20 protein-coding genes and 3 tRNA genes are annotated in these 21,314 nt (G+C 38.4%); 19 read left to right on the plus strand and 4 right to left on the minus strand.

All coding sequences use genetic code 11. From position 1 onward, the window contains the following. Positions 1-54 precede the first annotated feature (54 nt). The 7 genes from MHB39_RS00545 to MHB39_RS00575 all read left to right on the plus strand — a co-directional run bounded on the left by MHB39_RS00545 (position 55) and on the right by MHB39_RS00575 (position 5,361). The gene (locus tag MHB39_RS00545; RefSeq protein ID WP_342545588.1) at positions 55-1,677 is read left to right on the plus strand and encodes an oligosaccharide flippase family protein; all 1,623 of its coding nucleotides are present in this window, start codon (positions 55-57) and stop codon (positions 1,675-1,677) included. Between the two features lie 9 nt (positions 1,678-1,686). Beyond that, positions 1,687-3,147, plus strand: coding sequence for a nucleoside triphosphate pyrophosphohydrolase (gene mazG / locus MHB39_RS00550; RefSeq protein WP_342545589.1), 1,461 nt, complete (start codon positions 1,687-1,689; stop codon positions 3,145-3,147). Positions 3,148-3,151: 4 nt separating this feature from the next. Beyond that, entirely contained in the window at positions 3,152-3,442 is a 291-nt protein-coding gene (locus MHB39_RS00555) for an RNA-binding S4 domain-containing protein (RefSeq protein ID WP_004229169.1), read from the plus strand. Between the two features lie 146 nt (positions 3,443-3,588). Further along, positions 3,589-3,888, plus strand: a complete 300-nt coding sequence (gene yabP / locus MHB39_RS00560) for a sporulation protein YabP (protein ID WP_004229167.1) — start codon at positions 3,589-3,591, stop codon at positions 3,886-3,888. Next, positions 3,885-4,376, plus strand: coding sequence for a spore cortex biosynthesis protein YabQ (yabQ, locus tag MHB39_RS00565; protein WP_036075686.1), 492 nt, complete (start codon positions 3,885-3,887; stop codon positions 4,374-4,376). Before yabP ends, yabQ begins: the two co-directional genes overlap by 4 nt. Before the next feature lie 17 nt (positions 4,377-4,393). Then, positions 4,394-4,798, plus strand: coding sequence for a septum formation initiator family protein (locus tag MHB39_RS00570; RefSeq protein ID WP_016993778.1), 405 nt, complete (start codon positions 4,394-4,396; stop codon positions 4,796-4,798). A 134-nt stretch (positions 4,799-4,932) separates the two neighbouring features. Continuing rightward, the gene (locus MHB39_RS00575; RefSeq protein ID WP_004229154.1) at positions 4,933-5,361 is read left to right on the plus strand and encodes a S1 domain-containing RNA-binding protein; all 429 of its coding nucleotides are present in this window, start codon (positions 4,933-4,935) and stop codon (positions 5,359-5,361) included. A gap of 86 nt (positions 5,362-5,447) precedes the next feature. Here the strand turns inward: MHB39_RS00575 and MHB39_RS00580 are convergent, their stop codons facing one another. The 4 genes from MHB39_RS00580 to MHB39_RS00595 all read right to left on the minus strand — a co-directional run bounded on the left by MHB39_RS00580 (position 5,448) and on the right by MHB39_RS00595 (position 6,117). Next, positions 5,448-5,699: a hypothetical protein gene (locus MHB39_RS00580; protein ID WP_036075683.1), complete on the minus strand. Its 252-nt coding sequence runs from the start codon at positions 5,697-5,699 to the stop codon at positions 5,448-5,450. A gap of 179 nt (positions 5,700-5,878) precedes the next feature. Further along, positions 5,879-5,950, minus strand: a tRNA-Glu gene (locus tag MHB39_RS00585). 4 nt (positions 5,951-5,954) lie between these two features. After that, a tRNA-Met gene (locus tag MHB39_RS00590) sits at positions 5,955-6,031 on the minus strand. Positions 6,032-6,042: 11 nt separating this feature from the next. Continuing rightward, positions 6,043-6,117: transfer RNA gene (locus MHB39_RS00595), tRNA-Gly, on the minus strand. Between the two features lie 417 nt (positions 6,118-6,534). Here MHB39_RS00595 and MHB39_RS00600 point away from each other — a divergent pair. From MHB39_RS00600 to pabC, 12 genes are all read left to right on the plus strand, one after another. Then, positions 6,535-8,928 (plus strand): SpoIIE family protein phosphatase, encoded by a 2,394-nt coding sequence (locus MHB39_RS00600; protein ID WP_036075682.1) that lies wholly within the window; start codon positions 6,535-6,537, stop codon positions 8,926-8,928. A 29-nt stretch (positions 8,929-8,957) separates the two neighbouring features. After that, positions 8,958-10,364, plus strand: coding sequence for a tRNA lysidine(34) synthetase TilS (gene tilS / locus MHB39_RS00605; RefSeq protein WP_312126451.1), 1,407 nt, complete (start codon positions 8,958-8,960; stop codon positions 10,362-10,364). A gap of 67 nt (positions 10,365-10,431) precedes the next feature. After that, positions 10,432-10,974, plus strand: a complete 543-nt coding sequence (hpt, locus tag MHB39_RS00610; RefSeq protein ID WP_004229145.1) for a hypoxanthine phosphoribosyltransferase — start codon at positions 10,432-10,434, stop codon at positions 10,972-10,974. 282 nt (positions 10,975-11,256) lie between these two features. Continuing rightward, positions 11,257-13,284 carry an ATP-dependent zinc metalloprotease FtsH gene (gene ftsH / locus MHB39_RS00615; protein WP_333006334.1) on the plus strand — a complete coding sequence of 676 codons (2,028 nt, stop codon included), beginning with the start codon at positions 11,257-11,259 and terminating at the stop codon, positions 13,282-13,284. 164 nt (positions 13,285-13,448) lie between these two features. Beyond that, entirely contained in the window at positions 13,449-14,282 is an 834-nt protein-coding gene (locus MHB39_RS00620) for an aldo/keto reductase (protein WP_016993597.1), read from the plus strand. A 247-nt stretch (positions 14,283-14,529) separates the two neighbouring features. Then, entirely contained in the window at positions 14,530-15,297 is a 768-nt protein-coding gene (locus MHB39_RS00625; RefSeq protein WP_004229137.1) for a type III pantothenate kinase, read from the plus strand. Between the two features lie 21 nt (positions 15,298-15,318). Then, the gene (gene hslO, locus MHB39_RS00630) at positions 15,319-16,200 is read left to right on the plus strand and encodes an Hsp33 family molecular chaperone HslO (RefSeq protein ID WP_342545590.1); all 882 of its coding nucleotides are present in this window, start codon (positions 15,319-15,321) and stop codon (positions 16,198-16,200) included. After that, a complete protein-coding gene (locus MHB39_RS00635) occupies positions 16,184-17,155 on the plus strand; it encodes a peptidyl-prolyl cis-trans isomerase (RefSeq protein WP_036075679.1) in 972 nt (323 codons plus the stop codon). The genes hslO and MHB39_RS00635 overlap by 17 nt, the downstream gene beginning before the upstream one ends. Positions 17,156-17,404: 249 nt before the next feature. Then, entirely contained in the window at positions 17,405-18,334 is a 930-nt protein-coding gene (gene cysK / locus MHB39_RS00640) for a cysteine synthase A (protein WP_036075678.1), read from the plus strand. 127 nt (positions 18,335-18,461) lie between these two features. Further along, positions 18,462-19,892 carry an aminodeoxychorismate synthase, component I gene (gene pabB, locus MHB39_RS00645; protein ID WP_081977447.1) on the plus strand — a complete coding sequence of 477 codons (1,431 nt, stop codon included), beginning with the start codon at positions 18,462-18,464 and terminating at the stop codon, positions 19,890-19,892. Continuing rightward, positions 19,889-20,470 (plus strand): aminodeoxychorismate/anthranilate synthase component II, encoded by a 582-nt coding sequence (gene pabA, locus MHB39_RS00650; RefSeq protein WP_036075675.1) that lies wholly within the window; start codon positions 19,889-19,891, stop codon positions 20,468-20,470. Before pabB ends, pabA begins: the two co-directional genes overlap by 4 nt. Further along, positions 20,471-21,310 carry an aminodeoxychorismate lyase gene (gene pabC, locus MHB39_RS00655; protein ID WP_036075674.1) on the plus strand — a complete coding sequence of 280 codons (840 nt, stop codon included), beginning with the start codon at positions 20,471-20,473 and terminating at the stop codon, positions 21,308-21,310. Positions 21,311-21,314 lie beyond the last annotated feature (4 nt).

The following is a 21,314-nucleotide window of genomic DNA, read 5'->3' on the forward strand; positions in this document are numbered from 1 at the left end:
ACTTTCGAGATATGCTATACTATTGGCATTGTTAAGAAGGAAAGAGGGCAATTTATGTCGCAACGTTTTGGTATGAAAAGCTACATGAAGGGTGCCGCCTTATTGACGATAGCAGCCCTTATTGTAAAAGTTCTTAGTGCCATTTACCGTGTGCCTTTTCAAAATCTAGTAGGTGATGAAGGCTTTTATATCTACCAACAGGTATATCCAGTTATTTCTATCTTCGTTGTTTGGACATCTAGTGGCTTTGCTATAGCCATTTCTAAAATGCTTGCAGACAATGATTGCATTGTTGATACAATAGAACGTGATGAAAGACGTCGAACTATAACACAGGTAGTTTTCAGGTATTTAACGGTATTATCACTACTGTTTTTCGCCATTTTATTTGGAGGTGCTGAAAAGATTGCCCATTTGATGGGAGATATTCAATTAGCACCACTTATTCGTACAGGCTCCCTAGTAGTATTGGTTATGCCGGCGCTGGCTATTTTAAAAGGTAGCTTTCAATCTAGAGCAATTATGGAGCCCATTGCTTATGCCCAAGTACTTGAACAAGCAGTGAGGGTAACTGTCATATTAGTAGGTACCTTTCTTATTATGACAACGACGAAATCACTTTATGGTGCAGGAAGAATAGCTGTTATCGGTACAGTAATTGGAGAAATTACAGCCTTGTTATTACTTGCTTATATCTCGTATAAACGATTTGGTCTACTGCAAGTTAAACAGCAACTACAGCGTAATTCAAGTTTACCTATCATTAAAGAGGTCACATGGCTGAGTTTGAGCGTCAGTATGAGTGGTCTACTGCTACTTGGCTATCAATTGGTCGATTCATTTACAATCTATTCTTCATTAATTGATAATGGCCTAACGCCTACAATAGCAAAGGAAACGAAGGGTATTTATGATCGAGGACAGCCGTTAGTTCAACTGGGTGTTGTCATTGCATCTTCATTGTCGCTGGCCATTGTGCCACTTGTCGCCCATTTGTCGAAAAAGCAAGAGGGGCGAAGTGCCGTGCCATTCATACAATTAACATACAAAGCATCTGTCCTGTTTGGCTGGTCTGCTGCACTAGGCTTAATGCTAGTTATGCCTTATTTAAATGAAATGCTTTTTAAAACCAATTCCTTATCTGAGGTATTGATTGTCTATGTATTTCAAATTGTCCCGTTGTCGATTATTCTTACATTTACGGCGATCTTACAAGGCTATGGAAAATTAAAAAAACCAGCTTTATTTCTTATGTTTGGTTTTCTATTAAAAGTGATATTGAATGTACGATTAATCGGTTGGTTGGGAGTATTAGGAGCTGCCATCGCTAATGATATAGGATTATTATTAACAGCAATCTTGCTCATTATTTATTTAAAAACATTGACTGGCATTCAATTAGCTTCAGGTGCCTTTTATAAAAAAGTAGGAATAGCATCTTTTAGTATGACAATCGTCGTGCTTGTATGGTTACAGCTAGTATCGTCCTTGTTAAACCATCTGATGTCTTCACGTATGATAGCCATGGTGGCAGGTTTGACAGCAGTATCTATTGGGGCATTTGTTATGCTAACAATTATTGCAAAGAAACGAGCATTAGTAGAAAAAGAATGGTATTTACTTCCGTTTGGACGTAGAATGGCCGTTTATCAACTTTGGCTAAATTCAAAGAAGTAGGTGTAAATATTGAATACATTATCAATTATTGGTTTAGGTGCAGGTGACTTTAATCAGCTGCAAATGGGTGTTTATAAAAAGTTAAAGGCTGCAAAAAAATTATATGTACGGACAGTGGATCATCCGGTTTTAGAGGAATTAGCAGCAGAGGGCGTGGCATTCGAAAGTTTTGACAATGTGTATGAAAAACACGATACATTTCAACCTGTTTATGCAGAAATTGCTGATTCTCTGATGAAAGCTACAGCTGTTGAGGATGTTATGTATGCTGTGCCAGGGCATCCATTAGTTGCAGAGCAAACAGTGCAATTACTTATTGCCGCAGCAAATGAAGGGAAAATTGAGCTAGTCATTGAGGGTGGTCAGAGTTTCTTAGATCCCATTTTTGGTGCCTTAAAAATCGATCCAATTGAAGGCTTTCAATTACTTGATGGTACGAGCTTTTCAATGCATGACATTAACATGCGTCAGCACATCTTGATTGCTCAAGTATACGATACATTCAGTGCATCAGAAGTGAAGCTGACGTTGATGGAGAAGTATGATGATGAGTATCCTGTGACGGTTGTGACAGCTGCAGGATCCTCACAAGAACAGATTGTCACAGTGCCGCTCTATGAACTCGATCAAAGTGTAGAAGTAAATAATTTAACAACAGTCTATGTACCACCTGTAAAATCACAGGAGGAGTCATTAAGAGATTGGACAACATTCCGCCAAATCATTGCAACGCTGAGAGGCCCAAATGGCTGTCCTTGGGATCAAAAGCAAACACATGAGTCGTTGAAGAAATACTTACTTGAAGAAGCACATGAATACTTGGCAGCGGTTGATGCGGAAGATGATTTTGCCATGATTGAGGAACTTGGTGATGTGTTGTTACAAGTATTTTTACATGCACAAATAGGAGAAGATCAAGGCTACTTTACACTTGAAGATGTGTTAGCTTCAATTAGTGAAAAAATGATTCGTCGCCATCCACACGTTTTTGGGGATGTAGCAGTAGAAGATGCAGATGGTGTTGTGGCTAATTGGGAGGCCATCAAGGCTGAAGAAAAGGGAACTAGCGATAAACCGTTATTAGACGAAGAGTATAGAGCGTCTTCTGCGTTACAAACAGCCTACAATTATCAAAAAAGAGCAGCACAAGTGGGCTTTGACTGGCCAGATGTGGAGGGAGCATGGGATAAATTTACCGAGGAATGGGAGGAATTTCGCCATGAGGTGACGAAAGGCTCTAATGCATCCCGTCTTGATGAATTTGGTGATGTATTGTTCACACTAGTAAACTTAGCACGTTTCTATAAATTATCACCAGAAGAAGCAATGCTACATGCAAATGAGAAATTTGCAAGACGTTTCGGCTATGTTGAGCAACAGGTAAAGGCAAGTGGAAAACCATTTTCCGATTTTACATTAGAACAATTAGATGCATTTTGGAATGAAGCAAAGCAACTAGAAAAGGAGTAAGAGTATGAGATTAGATAAGTTTTTAAAAGTATCCCGTTTAATAAAACGCCGTACTTTAGCCAAAGAAGTGGCAGATCAAGGACGAATCACAATCAACGAAAAGATTGCAAAAGCAAGTAGTACAGTGAAAGCTGGTGATGAGCTTGCTATCCGTTTTGGTCAAAAAATAGTAACGGCACGTGTAGAAGAAATACGTGATACGGTAAAAAAAGAAGATGCAGCAAAAATGTTTACCATTTTGAAAGAAGAACGACTTGAAAAAATTGAACCTGAATTTATTGATGATGAGGAATAAAGCTAAATTTAATTTCTAGCCCTCTAATGTTGTCCCGCCTTTCTTTCTGTGGGTGAAAGTATTACACAACTTAAATAAAGTTGTCATGCTTTGAAGGTTGTCCGCATAAAGTGAACAGAAGCTAGGACGACTAAAGGAGGAAAAAAATGACGCTACATCAAGAAAGTAATCGTTACACAATTCCATCTGGAGAGCATATTTTAACGATTCGTAATCGTAAAAGAATGGACATGACTTCTGTAAAATCAATTGAACGCTTTGATCAGGAAGAGTTTTTCATTAAGACGTCCCAAGGGCACTTGTTAATCCGTGGAGAGGAACTGCATATCGTTCATTTAGATGTTGACAAAGGATTATTGACACTTGAAGGAACTGTAAAAACCTTACAGTACGACGAGGAGGAAAGTGGCTTCTCGAAAGGTTTCCTTCATAAATTATTTGGATGATTGTCAGTGAACAATTTTATCAATTAATTGTCATGGTTTTGAGCGGTATAGCAGTTGGTTTCATTATTGATAGTATAAGGCTCATTGTTTTTTCAACTCCAAAAAGGTCAAGCCTTCGAAAGTGGATGATGGTTGTTGAGTTATTAACATGGATTCTACTTGGAGGTTTGACATACTATTTATTATTTTGGCTAAAGGATGGCGCTTGGCGGGCTTACGACCCGCTAGCGCAGATAGCCGGAATTTTTTTGTATCAATCATTTTTTCAAACCTTTTTACGTTTCATTGCTAGAATTTTGGTGAATATAACATGGAGACCCTTTTGGTTCATTGTACGCTTCATAATTACAGTTATTCGACAAATTTTGCAATTATTAATAAATATTGTTATGTTTGTTATAAGACCTTTTGTCAAAATTTATTCGTATTTGTCCTACACTTTTTTTAAAAAATTACGATATTTGAAGTATAATAAAAAGCAACAATAATTTTCGGAGGTGCGGACATGACGAGACGTCATTCATCAAATGATGAATCACAAAATTTCACTAAGCTTGATAATGACTATGTCCGTAACACGGATAGAGCTATAAATCGCAAACAACAGGCTCGAAAACGTAAGATGCGTCGTATTGTCTTTTTTGCGATTGTACCAGTCATTATTATTGCTCTTCTCTTAAATGTGCTGCTACAACAGAATGAAACATTAGCAGCAAAAGAGAAATCCAAAGAAGAAGCGAATCGGCATCTCACTGAATTGAAAGAAGAACAAGATACATTAAATCTTAAAATCAAACAATTACAGGATGATGAATATATCGCAAAGCTATTAAGAAAAGAGTACTACTTATCGGAAAAAGGTGAGATTATTTTCATCATTCCAGATAAGGAAGATAAAAAAGACGACTGAAAAGCTATGTATTGTTGACACTCTTTTATTGTTATATATAATGAAAAGAGAAGCTTATTGCAGTAAAAAGTTTGATTAAATTGATTACATGGCTCAAAAGAGTCGCTTAATTTTTAAGGAGGAGCATTTTTTTTATGTCAATTGAAGTAGGCAGCAAGGTACAAGGTAAAGTAACAGGAATCACAAATTTTGGAGCATTCGTTGAGCTGCCAGATGGCAAAACAGGCTTAGTTCACATTAGTGAAGTTGCTGACAATTATGTAAAAGATATCAATGAGCATCTAAAAGTTGGAGATGAAGTTGAAGTAAAAGTGATGAATGTTGAAGCGGACGGAAAGATTGGTCTTTCAATCCGTAAAGCAAAGCCTCAAGCTGAGAGACCAGAGCGTCCAGCACGTCCACGTCGTGATAATCGTTCTAATGATCGCAACGAACGCCATCAGCCAAAAGAAAATTTTGAGCAAAAAATGGCACGCTTCTTAAAAGATAGTGATGAACGTCTAGCAACACTTAAACGTGCTACAGAATCAAAACGCGGAGGTCGCGGAGCTAGAAGAGGGTAGTTTGCTGACTGTTTTAATCGTAGAAAAAGTGTATGAAATAGAGTTGGGAGTAGCTTTTTAAAAAGCTACTCCCTTTTTTAATATACCTATAAAGTTGAAGAAGGTCTCTTTTTCTTTTTTGTGGGTATTACTATTTTTTCATCAGGTGGAGCTATCGATTCTTTCTTCACTGGATGGATAACCATTTTGACAAGTGAAAAAACACCATATACACTTACAGCTAGTCCACAAAGTAATAGGATTATTTGAACAAAAAACGGTAAGTTTATGAGAATTGAAATAAGAATAATCATTGAGCCACTTCCACAAATTAAAGCAGCCTTTGTTAATGCACCCAAGGGAATAAAACCTCCTAAAAACGTTGTTTTTACTAGTATGCCATACTTTTATATTCTGTCACATAGCTTTACTTAAAGCTGACGGATAGAATTTGCAAGGTAATAGATAGATGGTATAAATAGATGGATGAAATAAAAACAGGTATCTCAGAACTAGATTCTGAGATACCTGTTTGAGATGACCCGTACGGGATTCGAACCCGTGTTACCGCCGTGAAAGGGCGGTGTCTTAACCACTTGACCAACGGGCCTATTTGGTGGCGGCCGAGGGGATCGAACCCCCGACCTTACGGGTATGAACCGTACGCTCTAGCCAGCTGAGCTAGGCCGCCATATTTATAAATGGAGCGGAAGACGAGGTTCGAACTCGCGACCCCCACCTTGGCAAGGTGGTGTTCTACCACTGAACTACTTCCGCATGTCGTTTAAGCAACAAGTTAAATAATACAAGCCAATTGTGCTAGTGTCAAGTAGGTTTGTAAAAAATATTTAAAGATATTTCAGGACAGTTACATAGAAGGGTATTTTAGCGGATTTTTTGTTCTTACGTAGAAATATATCCTAGAGAATAGTTGAATTAAAGCATTGATAGTAGGTAAAATCCCTTCAAATTAGGCTTTAAGATGAATAGTAAATGATTATGATATTGATTCCGTAATTGAATTTTCTGATATTTTTATTAATCAAAAGCCTTTCACTATAGAAATTGTTGCCAATTCTCGTATTTATGAATAGCTATTAGTCGAAATATTTATATTTTTTTATGTCAACGTCAGACAATCTTTCCACACATAATTTTTTATAATAACCAAAAGTGCGGAAAGGGGATAGTTAAATGACAAGTATTGAATGGTATAATACAACGGATGTAGATGACCAAAAAATAGGGTTGAAAAAGAAGCAGATCCTAATAGGCTCTCTCTTTTTTTTAACCGCCTTTTTCTTGGCTCAATCTGTTGTATTTGAAGCGGCTGTACCGTTCTCAGTTCCTTTTTGGGCCATTATTCGAACAAAATATAGGGAGTATGCCAAATTTGTTTTATTTGGGAGTTTAGCGGGGTGCTTTTTCTTAGGCTTTGGACAAGTCTTAATTCTCGCTTTACAAATTCTCCTGTATGAATGTATTATGCGTTTCCGTTATTGGCAACTGCCCCAAAGTATTGCGGTGTCTTTAGCTGTGTTACTGGTACAAATAATGTGGCAAGGAGTGATGTATCAGGGCTTACCACCAGTGCTTGTACAATTTTATGTGGGCTGTGAAGCAGCTTTAGCTCTTATTATGACATTGTTTATGCAAGTATTATTTGTTAATTCGTATGAATGGTTTACGACGCATTGGACATATGAAAAGCTTGGTTCAGGATTAGTCGTCTTTGCAGCCATGCTTACCGGAATGCAAACGGTTGTAATAAGCTATTTTTCACTCCCTATTTTTTTACTGCAGCTCTTTATCTGTTTTGGCGCATTGGTTGGAAGTGTTCCGTTAGCAACTGTCATTGGCGCAGTGCTAGGGACGCTTATTGGTGTGGCCAAGCTTTCGTTTACTGGCATGCTCTCAGTAGCTACCTTAACAGGATTATGTGCAGGTATGGGAGCGAAAGGTGGTAGGTTTGGTGTTGCTCTCGGTAGTATTTTACCTAGTGTATTTTTTTTATTTTATGACGCCACTTTGCCTTTAGATAGTGTTTATTTCACCTCAATTGTTATTGGGAGTGTTCTATTTCTAACAATTCCAAAGAAATATTCAGATAAGGTAAGGGACAAGCTCTTTCCACAACGAGAGGAGATTTTACTAGCCCGACAGAATTGGTTAACGGAACATGTAACGTATAAATTAGAGCACTTTCAGCATTTTGTACAATTCATGAAGGAACTTGTGTTTGATCGCTTTATGACAGCACCTGTTGAAGCCGCGAAGGAAGTAGCTCCAATGAATACTTGTTTAAGCTGTTTCCGTTACGATCATTGCTGGGGTGCGCAAAATAATGGTATGGACAAGCTGATGACAGATTGGTTTCATATGAAAGGAGTAGGCAAGGAATCAGCTATTCATCGTGTTGAAGAACAAATACGCTATAAATGCGTGAAGTCCACGAAAATTTTTGAGGAATTAGATACAGAACTTTATAGAGAACGTATTAATGGACAATATTTCCATGGCAAAAAGATGATTGCCCTTCAACTTCGCGATATGAGCAATCATTTAAATCAGTTAATTGCTGAGATGAAGGAGGATACAATTTCTTTTGTAAGTGTTGAAAAGGACATTGTTGAACGTTTAAAGGAGGCTAATATCGAATGTTTTCAACTTGATGTTCTAAGCAATAAGCCTGGGGCAAGAAAGATTGTTTGTGCCTTAGCACCAGCACGTGTCAACTGGGAGGAAGATACAACATTAGCTGAACGTATGATTCTGCCAATTCTTTATGAGATTTTTGATGAACCTTTTGAAATTGAAAAAGTAGTAGCTTGTGAAATACCGTTTCGTCATGTTCAAATATGCTTTAGATCAGCTATTAGCTTTGAAGTAGAGTATGATATATATAGCATGTCTAAAGATGCAACTCTATATTCGGGTGATTCCCATGCTCTTTTCCAGTTGCATCCTGGATTATTTGCAATATTGCTGTCTGATGGTATGGGGCAAAGTAAAGAAGCACAACATGAAAGTAGAAAATTGATCCATTTGATGAGAGAGTGCCTAAATTACAATATGAATCCTGAAACTGCGATGCATACGCTCCATTATGTCATGGCATTAAAGCAGCAAGATGATATGTATGCAACACTTGATTTTGCACTTGTCGATTTACAGCACGGCGATTTGTGGTCGTGGAAGGCTGGTGGAATGTCTACCTACATTTTGCGTGGAAAAGAGGTACTGAAAGTTGAAAGTAATGCTGCACCTGTAGGATTCTTATCTATTTCAGCAGTCGAAGCTGAAAAAAGAAAACTGAAGGCAGGTGACGTTATTTTAATGCATTCAGATGGGCTGTTCTCAAGTGTAGCTGATTGGGATGAACAAGAGGAGACATTTTTAGCTTTCGCACAGCAGGTAGCTAGTACAAATAAAACGATTCAAGAAAAGCTAACAACCATTATGCAATCATTCCAAGGTTATTTTGAAATAGAAGATGATTGTACAGTATTAATGTTAGAGGTAACGCATGTTGTACCGACATGGGCTGTCTTTAGACCAGCTCAATATTCAATGAGTAAATCATCTTAAAATAACAACGAAAAGGGGAGGAGAAGCGTTTGTCATTTGAATTAAAGGTCAAAACATTTATTGAAGAAGAGCAATTATTACAGCAAGGCGACCATCTTCTCGTCGCCGTTTCGGGTGGGGTAGACTCTATGGCTTTACTTCATTACTTTATTCAAACCCAGGAGCAGTGGAACATTCAGGTGGAAGCCGTACATGTTGATCATATGTTGAGGGGGGAAGCCTCTGCTGAGGATAGAGCCTTTGTTCAAAAATATTGTGACGCTAATGGCATTTATCTACATGCCACGGAAATTTCAATACCTGCAATAATGGCACAGGAAAATGGTAATACACAGTTAATTTGTCGTAGGGAAAGGTATCAATATTTCAAAGAAATTCTGCAAAAAACAAATGCTAATAAGCTTGTAACTGCACATCATGCGGATGACCAACTGGAATCAGTATTAATGGCCCTTACAAAAAATGCAACAATGAATAGCATGCAGGGCATACGTCCTCAAAGACTTTTTGAAGGAAAAACATTAATTCGTCCGTTTTTAACGGTTACAAAGTCTGAAATAAGGGAATATTTACTTAGAAAAGGTTTAAATTATCGAGAAGATGCTAGCAATTCTAAAGATACCTATGTACGTAATCGTTTCAGACATCATGTGGTACCCTTACTGGAGGCAGAGAATCCGCGAGTGACTGAACAGGTGACCCATTTCACAAAGCAATTGCAAGAAGACGATACCTTTTTAATGACATTGGCCCAAGATGTATTTTCCCAAATCATCATAAGAAATAATGAAAATACATATAGCATGGAAATTGAGGCATTTCAATTGGTACCACTTGCTTTACAAAGGAGGCTCATTTTAATACTATTAAACTATCTTTACAAAGATTCAAATACGATACAAAGTTATGCCTTATTGACTTCAATTTTAAAGCTTTGTGATACAACAGCAGGGTATGCTGAAATTCACTTACCTGAAGATTTTCTAGCAGTTCGCCGTTATGGAAAATTAACGATTCAGAAAAATGAGCCGTTAGAGGGCCTAGCTTCTCCTGAGAAACAGGTTATTTTGACTGCTAATGGCTGGACAACACTGACAAATGGTGAGCGCTTACGCGTAGTCAATTTGCATGATTTATCGTCTGAATTGCTGACGGATACTGCACAACTTTTTTATTTTAACGCTAGCAAACTCCACCTACCGCTCTATGTTCGGGCACGCAAGGATGGAGATAGAATGCTGTTAAAAGGAATGGATCAGCCAAAACGCTTATCTCGCCTTTTTATAGATGAAAAGATTCCTTTAAATGAGCGAAATAGCTGGCCGTTACTGATTTCTCAATCTGATGAGGTGGTAGCGGTAATTGGTGTGCGTATGGGAATATTTTTTTCAACCACTCCGCAACCAAACGATGATACAGTGCTCATCGTAGACTAAGGTCTTTGTAAAATATTTCACCGAAATAGGGTGAAGATTTTTTGATACATCACGAGGAGGAATCGATATGTTACAAAACGACATCGAAAAAATTATGATTACAGAAGAACAACTGCAAGAAAGAATTGCAGACTTAGGCGCGCAATTAACAGAGGAATACAAAGATGCATTTCCATTAGCTGTTGGCGTACTTAAAGGGGCAATGCCATTTATGACAGACCTAATGAAACGCTTCGATTCTTTCATCGAACTTGATTTTATGGATGTGTCTAGCTATGGTAATGCTACCGTGTCGTCTGGTGAAGTAAAGATTTTAAAGGATTTGAATACAAGCGTTGAGGGGCGTGACGTATTAATTATCGAGGACATTATTGATAGTGGTTTAACTTTAAGCTATCTAGTAGATTTATTTAAATACCGCAAAGCAAAGTCCATTAAAATTGTTACATTACTTGATAAACCATCAGGCCGAAAAGTAAATTTATCTGCTGACTATGTTGGTTTTGAAGTGCCAGATGGCTTTGTTGTAGGATATGGCTTAGATTACGCTGAAAAATATCGTAACTTACCTTATATCGGTATTTTGAAGCCTGAGGTATATTCTTTCTAAGATACAAAAGACCAGCTATAAAAAGTAAAGGTCTCCAGCGCAAGTCACGTATTTTTTGTTATGTTGAACATAATTCAAAATCTTGACACAATGTTTAGCTATATCGAGCCCGAGGAACAGGTACAATTACGCTGGGACATATAAAGATGGCCTAAAAACTGTTGTGATAACGGCAATAAGTGAACGAAACATTTTTTAAGTAGGGCTTTTCGTTGTATGATGAAATCATGATATGTTAAGATTTTACTTATAATTTTTCTGTTTGTAATGAGGAGGCTGGAGATGAATCGAATATTTCGATATACCATATTCTATCTACTGATTTTCCTAGTGATTATCGGTATTTTTGGTACTTTCAATGGTGGAAATTCACCAACGAAAGAATTAACTTATCATGAGTTTCAAGAAGCTCTAGATAAGAAAGAAATAACAAGTGCTACAATTCAACCTGATAAATCAGTTTACGTCGTTGAAGGAACACTGAAGGGGTATGAAAAAGGGGAAAGTTTTACTTTAAACATCCCTCGTGAAAACCAATCTTTAATGGACCGCATCGATGAGGCTGCTAAGGATAAAAATAGTAATATTAGTTTTTTAGCAGCACCAGAAACAAGTGGATGGATTCAATTCTTCACAGGAATTATTCCTTTCATTATCATCATTTTCTTATTCTTCTTCCTAATGAGTCAATCTCAAGGTGGCGGTAATAAAGTGATGAGCTTTGGTAAAAGTAAAGCTAAACTGTATGATGATCAAAAGAAAAAAGTACGTTTTACAGATGTAGCAGGTGCTGATGAAGAGAAAGCAGAACTTGTCGAAGTGGTAGAATTCTTAAAAGACCACCGCAAATTCACTGAAATTGGTGCCCGTATTCCAAAGGGTATCTTACTTGTAGGTCCTCCAGGTACAGGTAAAACATTACTTGCACGAGCAGTAGCAGGTGAAGCAGGCGTCCCATTCTTCTCTATCTCAGGTTCTGACTTCGTAGAAATGTTTGTCGGTGTAGGTGCTTCACGTGTTCGAGATCTATTTGAAAATGCTAAGAAAAATGCTCCATGTATCATCTTTATCGATGAGATTGATGCAGTAGGTCGTCAACGTGGTGCTGGTCTCGGTGGAGGCCATGATGAGCGTGAACAAACATTAAACCAGTTATTAGTTGAAATGGATGGTTTCGGTGCCAATGAAGGGATTATTATCATTGCCGCAACAAACCGCCCAGATATTTTAGATAAAGCGTTATTACGTCCAGGCCGTTTTGACCGTCAAATTACAGTAGGACACCCTGATGTAAAAGGTCGTGAAGCAATTCTTAAAGTACATGCACGCAATAAGCCTTTAGCAGATACAGTTGATTTAGCAGCTGTTGCTCAACGTACACCAGGTTTCTCAGGTGCGGATTTAGAAAACTTACTAAACGAGGCAGCGCTTGTAGCGGCTCGAAAAAGTAAACGCACTATTAATATGGCAGATATCGATGAAGCATCAGACCGAGTAATCGCTGGTCCTGCAAAAGCCAGTCGTGTATATTCTGCCAAAGAGAAGAAACTAGTATCCTTCCATGAAGCTGGCCACGTAGTCGTTGGTCTTGAACTAGATGAGGCTGATACAGTACACAAAGTAACAATTGTTCCTCGTGGGCAAGCTGGTGGATATGCGATTATGTTACCGAAGGAAGAGCGCTTCTTTACTACCAAACAAGAGCTTTTAGATCGTATTGCAGGTCTTCTTGGTGGTCGTGTAGCTGAAGAAATTGTTCTTGGTGAAGTTTCTACTGGAGCGCATAACGATTTCCAAAAGGTAACAAGCATTGCCCGTGCTATGGTTACTGAATACGGAATGAGTGAGAATCTTGGCGCAATGCAATTTGGTTCAAGTCAAGGTGGTAATGTATTCCTTGGCCGCGACTTTAATTCTGACCAGAACTATTCTGATTCAATCGCCTATGAAATTGATAAAGAAATGCAAAAAATTATTGATACACAATATGAGCGTACTAAGCGTATCCTTACGGAAAAGCGTCACCTGCTTGATTTAATTGCCAATACACTAATGGAAAAAGAAACATTAAATGCACAGGAAATTGAGCATTTACGTGATCATGGTGTATTACCAGAACCAGAGGCTGTAGAAAAAATTGAGGAGAACACTCCAAAGATTGAAGCAAAGCCTACATTAGATACTATTGGCGAACCAGTTGTTGAAAAAGAGCTATTAAGTAAAGAGCCAAATCCAACAACTTTGGATCTAGCAAAAGAACGTAAAGAACCAAATGATGCACCTAAGGGTATCGATGAAAAACGTGATTAAAAATAGGGAAGACTGTTTACTAGTTCAGTAAGCAGTCTTTTTCTTTGCCTTTTCTTGCTAATAAGCATTAGGATAAAGTAGTAAAAAAGACAAGCTGCAACGATCTATATTTAGGATAGAGTGATGTGGTATTTGTTAGCTAAAACAGATGGGAGTGTATACGCATGGGAAATGTTGTATTGAATAATGGACTTAAAATGCCGTTGGTTGGTTATGGTGTTTTTCGAGTACCCGAAGGAGATGACCTAGCTGAAGCAGTTAAAACAGCTATAGCAAAAGGTTATCGTAGTATTGATACAGCACAAGTATATCGCAACGAGGAAAGTGTTGGACGAGGGATACGAGCAGCCATTGAAGAAGGCATAGTAACTCGTGAAGAATTATTTATCACATCAAAAGTTTGGAACGATGGACTTTCCTATGAAGAAACACTTGCGGCATATGACAGCAGTTTAGAAAAAATAGGATTAGACTATTTGGATTTATATTTAGTACATTGGCCTGGAATAGACCAAAATTATCTTGAGGTTTATAAAGCGCTAGAAAAGATTTACCAAGATGGTCGAGTACGTTCAATTGGAGTTAGTAATTTCCACGTACACCATTTAGAAAGCCTTTTGAAGGAAACGACTGTCGTCCCTGTTATTAATCAAATTGAATTCCATCCGCACTTAACACAGGAGGAAGTACGTGCTTACTGTAAGGATAAGGGGATACAGGTGGAGGCATGGTCTCCGTTGATGAATGGTTCTCTACTGGAAGAAACTTTGATTCAAGAGCTAGCCGCTAAATACGGCAAAACGCCTGCACAGATTGTATTACGCTATGATGTACAACATGATGTTGTCACGATTCCAAAAACGATGACACCTGCACGTATGACTGAAAACCTAGCTGTTTTTGACTTTGCGTTAACTGAGCAGGAAATGACACAGTTGGATGCAATGAACGATGGACTACGTTGTGGTCCAGATCCAGAAAAATTTAATTTCAAATGATCTTAAGAGAGGCGGCCATATTTAGGTGCCTCTTTTTATGGAAGGATGAAACAATATAGTTTTGATCTCCATTTGTAGTAGACGGTGCTGTACCTAGCATGCCCCCTACAGTACAAACAACATCTGCTGAATCAAGATAAAAAGTATGGTATCATTTTCTAAAGTGTTTTATCCTCATTCCAGTTAGAGAGAATGTTGTAATATGGGGATTGCGAAAGTTACAATGACGATATGGGAGGTGTCATTTTTGATTTTAGTTTTAGATGCAGGGAATTCAAATATTGTATTAGGTGTCTATGATGACAACGATCAATTAGCCTTCCATTGGCGTATGGTGACGGATCTTCATAAAACAGAAGATGAATATGCCATGCAAGTTCTTTCCTTTTTTAATCATGCAGGCATTTCATTTGAACAAATAACAGGCATTATTATATCCTCAGTTGTGCCACCAATTATGTTTTCCCTAGAGGCGATGTGCCAGAAGTATTTTCGAAAAAAGCCTTTGGTAGTAGGACCAGGTGTAAAAACGGGTTTAAATATTAAATACGAAAATCCACGTGAGGTTGGGTCTGATCGCATAGTGAATGCCATAGCAGCTCTAGATTTATATAAGGCCCCTTGTATCATAGTTGATTTTGGGACAGCAACAACCTATTGTTATTTGAACGAAAAGGGTGATTACATGGGGGGAGCTATTGCGCCAGGCATCACTATTTCTACAGAGGCTCTTTATACACAGGCTGCAAGATTGCCGCGTATTGAAATCGTTCGACCTACACATATCGTGGGGAAAACGACCGTTTCTGCCATGCAGGCGGGAATTTTTTATGGCTTTGTCGGGCAAGTTGAGGGCATTGTTAATCGTATAAAAGCACAAAGTAAAGAGGAGCCATTAGTTATTGCTACAGGTGGATTAGCAAATCTAATCGCAGGGGAGACACAAATTATAGATGTTGTAGATCCATTTTTAACGTTAAAGGGTTTATATAAGCTCTATAAACGTAACCAATAGGAAATGAGGGACATTCCATTTATGAGTGATTATTTAGTAAGAGGTTTAGGATTTAATGGACAAGTTCGTGTGTTTGCAGCACGTACAACAGCCACAGTAGGAGAAGTGCAACGCCGTCACGATACATGGCCAGTCGTATCAGCAGCTTTGGGTCGTTCAATGACAGCGGCTGTTATGATGGGAGCCATGTTAAAAGGTGAAGAGAAAATCACTATTAAAATTGAGGGCAACGGTCCAATTGGCCCAATGGTAATTGATAGTAATCCACATGGAGAAGTGCGTGGATTTGTGACAAACCCTCATGTACACTTTGATTTAAATGAACAAGGAAAGCTGGATGTTCGAGCAGGTGTTGGAACAGAAGGTGCTCTTACAATCGTTAAAGACCTTGGTTTAAGAGATATGTTTTCAGGACAAACACCAATTGTTTCTGGCGAAATTGCTGAAGATTTTACTTATTATTTTGCTACATCTGAGCAAGTACCGTCATCTGTAGGTTTAGGCGTGTTAGTTAATCCAGACAACACTATTCTTGCAGCAGGCGGATTTATACTTCAATTAATGCCAGGCTGTGAGGAAGAAACGATAACTGAAATTGAGCAACACCTTGCTACAATAGAGCCTGTTTCCAAAATGATTGAAAAAGGCTTTACACCAGAGCAAATTTTAGAAGCTGTATTAGGGAATGGACATCTACAAATTTTAGATTCCATGCCAGTTGAATTTAAATGTCAATGTTCAAAAGAGCGGTTTGGTGCGGCAATTTTAGGTCTAGGAACAGCGGAAATTAGAGAAATGATTGATGAGGACGGCGGTGCAGAGGCACAATGTCACTTCTGCTTAGAGACATACAGCTTTTCTAAAGATGAGCTAGAAGGGTTTATCGATGAGCTCAACGCGTAATCGGCGACCTTCAACCAATGTAACACCAAACCAAACTCCTTTATTGCAACGTCGTTTAAAGACAAAGCCTGCTTTAGCTGTCATAGCCGTTTTGTTATTAGGAAATATATTATGGTTCATTAGTTGGTTGATCCCGAACAAAGGTCAGGAAATTGGTAGCGACGAACAAGTCGCTGCCATTGACGGGGATGTTATCACACGCCAAGAGTGGATGATTGCTATGGAAGAACGATATGGTAAAGAAACACTCCAAAATTTAGTAAATGAAACGGTAATGGAAAAGGCCGCAAAAACATATAAAATTAAAGTTACTGATAAAGAAATTGATCTTGAATTAGCGTTAATGCGATCTGCTCAAGATAAGTTTGATACAGCCATGCAAAATCTTTCGGCAGAGCAACTACGCCAAAAAATACGTTCACAGCTTATATTGGATAAGGTACTCACGAAAGACGTAGTGATAGAGGAAGAAAACGTTGAAAAGTATTATGAAGAAAATCAAGGCTTATATAATACAAAAACAAGCTATCGTACGAATTTTATTGAGGTCGATTCAAAAAAAGCTGCTGATGAGGCACTGGGTGAATTGAAAAATGGCTCTGACTTTACAGTGCTGGCACGAGAAATTTCTGTTGATAGTGCTTCAGCAAGTTTAGGAGGGGATATTGGTTTCCTTACAGAAAATCAGGAAAATGTAGACCCTGCAATTATTAATACTGTAAAATCACTTAAGGCAAATGAGGTAAGCAAAGCCTTTAAGTTAGATAATGGTCATTATGGCATTGTTCAGGTACAAGAGGTATTAGAAGGACAATCCTTTACATATGACGATGTGAAAGAACATATTGAGCGAGAATTAGCTTTAGAGCAATTACCGCAATCTGTTACGCCAGAAGCATTTTGGTCTGAATTTAATGCTACTTGGTATTATGGAGAGTCTAAAAAAGAAAAATAATACATGAAAAGAGTCTGCAGGTTTTGCGGGGTAAAATGAGTCTGATCAAACTTACAGGCATTCGTAGTGAATTACCCAATAAATGCAGATTCTTTTTCTTTAGCAAAGAATCAGGTTTTTCCTTTTCAAAGCCATGATAAATATTCTGAAAATATAAGTTATATTTATTGACAATCGAATGGAAAAATTGATAAAATACGAAATAAGTAAAACCTATAAAAATAGTAGGGATTGGGAGTGGATTAGTAAATGAGTAGATTAGCAAACTCGGTAGCTGAATTAGTTGGTAAAACACCAATTGTAAAATTAAATCATGCAACAAGTGAAAATGAAGGAACTGTGTATGTAAAATTAGAGTATTTTAATCCAGGAAGCTCGGTGAAAGACCGTTTAGCTTTAGCGATGATCGAAGCTGCAGAAAAAGACGGGACATTAAAACCTGGTGGTACGATTATTGAGCCGACATCTGGTAATACAGGTATTGGTCTTGCAATGATTGCAGCTGCTAAAGGTTATAAAGCCATTTTAGTTATGCCAGAAACAATGAGCTTAGAGCGTCGTAATTTATTGCGAGCATATGGTGCAGAGCTTGTATTAACGCCTGGTCCAGCAGGTATGAAGGGTGCAATTGCGAAAGCAGAAGAACTGTCTGCAGAACATGGCTACTTCCTACCACAACAATTTACAAATCCTGCGAACGCGGTAATTCACCGTCTAACAACAGGACCAGAAATTGTAGAAGCATTTGATGGCCTAACACTTGATGCTTTTGTTGCTGGCGTAGGTACAGGTGGTACAATTACTGGTGCGGGTGCTGTCTTAAAAGAAAAGTATCCAAACATTGAAATCATTGCTGTAGAACCAAAAGATTCACCAGTTCTTTCTGGTGGGCAACCAGGACCACATAAAATTCAAGGAATTGGCGCTGGATTTGTACCAGCAGTTTTAGATACGGAAGTCTATTCTTCAGTATTCCCTGTTGAAAATGAGGTTGCTTTTGAAGTAGCACGTAAAGTAGCGCGTGAAGAAGGAATTCTATGTGGTATTTCATCTGGTGCTGCAATCTATGCTGCAATTGAAGCGGCAAAACGTTTAGGTAAGGGTTCGAATGTCCTTGCTATTGTGCCTTCTAATGGTGAGCGTTACCTATCAACACCTTTATATCAATTTGAAGACTAATTCAATTTTTTTATGTAAGGGCTCCTTTAGAAAGGGGCCCTTTTTTAGTGTGAAAACATGGATACTATGATAATTATAAAAATATTCGCTTCTATGTAATAATCAAGTTAAGATGGAATCACATCATATGTTTAAAGGGGAAAATAACTTGAAAACAATATTTACGAAAACATTAACGATGGATGCAGATTCATTTTTTTATAGTTATAAAGAACAGTCAGAGACTCAGCAAGCACATGTATTTTTAGAAAGTGGACGTGGTGGACATTTTTCAATAGCTGCGTGGAATCCATTAGCTACCGCACGTTCAGTAGAGGGTGGGCTTTTAGTAAAATGGAGAAATGGTAGACAAGAGGTTTTACAAGGAGAGGCACTTAACTTACTAGAAGAGCTTGTGGCGGAATATCAGGTTATATATAATGCAGAGCTTCCGGTTTTTCAGGGAGGGGCTATTGGATTTGTGTCGTATGATTATGCCCGTAAAATTGAGGTGCTTCCTAATACGGCAACGGATGACCTACATGTACCAGATATTTTTTATTATATTTTTGATTGTTGGGCAGTACATGATGTAAAAACGAATATAGTGACACTTATGAAGCTAGAAGATAGTGAGGTCAGCTTGGAAGAATGGGCTAACAACTGGCAGGTTGCAGCACAGGCTGGATTAGTCTCGCGCAAATTTGAGAAAACATCTGCTGTAGAAGTTATGAATGATGAGAATGAGTTGCTTGTTTCATTTGCAGGAGCTGATTTCGAGGCAGCGGTTAAAAAAATTCAAATGTATATCGCTCAAGGCGATGTCTTTCAAGTGAATTTATCTGTTCGGCAGTCTAAGAAACTAAATGCTACTGCACTTGATGTTTATGAGGCACTTCGAGCGTTTAATCCGTCACCTTATATGGCGTATATTGAAGCACCTGATTTTTCTGTTGTTTCTGGATCACCAGAGTTACTAGTCAAGCGTCAAGGCAATGAGTTGTCAACCAGACCAATCGCAGGCACTAGACCAAGAGGAAAGTCCGAAGTGGAGGATTTAGCGTTGGCTCAAGAATTAATAGATAATGACAAAGAGCGTGCTGAGCATGTGATGCTAGTAGATTTAGAGCGCAATGATTTAGGACGTGTCTCAACCTATGGAACAGTGGAAGTGGATGAGTTCATGGTCATTGAGCGCTATTCACATGTTATGCATATCGTTTCAAATGTGCGTGGAGAAATAGCAGAAGGTAAAACGAATGCAGATGTTATTCGTGCGATGTTCCCAGGTGGGACAATTACAGGAGCGCCAAAGATTCGCACTATGGAAATCATTGAAGAACTAGAGCCTGTACGACGTGGTTTATATACAGGTTCAATTGGCTGGCTTGGCTTTACGGGTGATATGGAGCTCAATATTGTGATCCGTACAGCATTTATAAAAAATGGAGTTGCACATATTCAGGCTGGAGCAGGTATCGTCATTGACTCTGTTCCAGAAAGAGAGTATCAGGAATCTTTAAATAAAGCGAAGGCAATGTGGCAGGCGAAGGCAATGGCAGAGGAGCGAGTAAAATGATTTTAATGATCGATAATTATGATTCATTTATTTATAACATTGTCCAATATTTGGGTGAGTTTGGTCAGGATATAGTAGTAAAACGTAATGATGTTATTACAGTAGAGGAAATAGAACAACTCGCACCCGATATGATTGTTATTTCTCCAGGGCCATGTAGTCCAAATGAGGCGGGTGAAAGCCTGAACATTATTAAATATTTCGCGGGAAATATTCCGATTTTAGGAGTTTGCCTTGGTCATCAGGCACTTGCACAGGTGTTTGGCGGTCAAGTCATCCGTGCCGAACGTTTAATGCACGGTAAGACATCACCTGTACTGCATGCTGAAATAGGCTTGCATAAAGGTATGCCAAATCCGTTTCAAGCAACCCGCTATCATTCTCTTATTGTAGAGAAGGAAACCTTACCAGCGTGTCTAGAAGTAACAGCTTGGACGGAAGAGGGAGAAATTATGGGTCTTCGTCATAAGGAATATCCTATTGAGGGTGTACAATATCATCCAGAATCCATTATGACGGAGCAAGGTAAACAACTTCTTCGCCAATTTATTGAGACGTATGTAGAAGGAGTGAAATAGATGCAGTGCTGGATGAACGGGAACTATATGGCGGCGCAGGATTTACGGATTTCTCCATTTGATCATGGATTTTTATATGGATTAGGATTCTTTGAAACGTTCCGAACATATGGAGGTCAGGTATTTTACTGGGAAGCACATATGGAAAGATTACAGCATGCTTTGTCACAATATCACATTCATTTAAACTATTCTCAGAGTGTTTTACTTGAGGTTGTTCAACAACTAAATCAACTGGCGGGCGGTCAGGATGGTTACTTCCGTTTAAATGTATCTGCGGGAGAGCATAATATTGGATTACAGCCAACAGAATATAAACAACCTAATGTCATTATTTTTCGCAAGGAACTCCAAGACACACCGCGTGGAACTGAAAAGACTGCAAAATGGCTTACCATACCACGCAATACACCTGAACAAGCCTTACGCGTTAAATCGCATCATTACGGCAATAACGTACTTGGTCGCTTTGAAATGCCTTCACTGGCTCAACAAGAAGGTTTCTTTTTAACAGAAAAAGGCTATGTGGCTGAAGGTGTGACATCAAATGTATTTTGGATAAAAAATGATATACTATATACGCCTTCTTTGGAGACAGGCATTTTACCGGGGATTATTCGTGCATGGGTTTTAGACAAGGCTAGTGCACTAAATCTTGACGTACGAGAAGGTTTTTATACAAAAGAGGATTTACTACAAAGTACGGAATGCTTCATTACCAATTCGGTACAAGAGATTGTGCCTATTCGGAGCTTGGAAGACCAGCGATTTTTAGGCAATAAAGGACCTATTTATTCGATTTTGCATAAGGCATATGTTCAAGAAGTCGAGCAAGGATAGAAGG

Origin of the sequence: Lysinibacillus sp. FSL K6-4013 (genome assembly GCF_038630435.1) — a bacterium.
Lineage (GTDB): Bacteria > Bacillota > Bacilli > Bacillales_A > Planococcaceae > Lysinibacillus > Lysinibacillus boronitolerans.

Coding starts and splice junctions, on each gene's coding strand:
- MHB39_RS00545 (WP_342545588.1), top strand. CDS start 55: ATGTCGCAACGTTTTGGTATGAAAAGCTACATGAAGGGTGCCGCCTTA.
- MHB39_RS00555 (WP_004229169.1), top strand. CDS start 3,152: ATGAGATTAGATAAGTTTTTAAAAGTATCCCGTTTAATAAAACGCCGT.
- yabP (WP_004229167.1), top strand. CDS start 3,589: ATGACGCTACATCAAGAAAGTAATCGTTACACAATTCCATCTGGAGAG.
- yabQ (WP_036075686.1), top strand. CDS start 3,885: ATGATTGTCAGTGAACAATTTTATCAATTAATTGTCATGGTTTTGAGC.
- MHB39_RS00570 (WP_016993778.1), top strand. CDS start 4,394: ATGACGAGACGTCATTCATCAAATGATGAATCACAAAATTTCACTAAG.
- MHB39_RS00575 (WP_004229154.1), top strand. CDS start 4,933: ATGTCAATTGAAGTAGGCAGCAAGGTACAAGGTAAAGTAACAGGAATC.
- MHB39_RS00600 (WP_036075682.1), top strand. CDS start 6,535: ATGACAAGTATTGAATGGTATAATACAACGGATGTAGATGACCAAAAA.
- hpt (WP_004229145.1), top strand. CDS start 10,432: ATGTTACAAAACGACATCGAAAAAATTATGATTACAGAAGAACAACTG.
- ftsH (WP_333006334.1), top strand. CDS start 11,257: ATGAATCGAATATTTCGATATACCATATTCTATCTACTGATTTTCCTA.
- MHB39_RS00620 (WP_016993597.1), top strand. CDS start 13,449: ATGGGAAATGTTGTATTGAATAATGGACTTAAAATGCCGTTGGTTGGT.
- hslO (WP_342545590.1), top strand. CDS start 15,319: ATGAGTGATTATTTAGTAAGAGGTTTAGGATTTAATGGACAAGTTCGT.
- MHB39_RS00635 (WP_036075679.1), top strand. CDS start 16,184: ATGAGCTCAACGCGTAATCGGCGACCTTCAACCAATGTAACACCAAAC.
- cysK (WP_036075678.1), top strand. CDS start 17,405: ATGAGTAGATTAGCAAACTCGGTAGCTGAATTAGTTGGTAAAACACCA.
- pabB (WP_081977447.1), top strand. CDS start 18,462: ATGTTTAAAGGGGAAAATAACTTGAAAACAATATTTACGAAAACATTA.
- pabA (WP_036075675.1), top strand. CDS start 19,889: ATGATTTTAATGATCGATAATTATGATTCATTTATTTATAACATTGTC.
- pabC (WP_036075674.1), top strand. CDS start 20,471: ATGCAGTGCTGGATGAACGGGAACTATATGGCGGCGCAGGATTTACGG.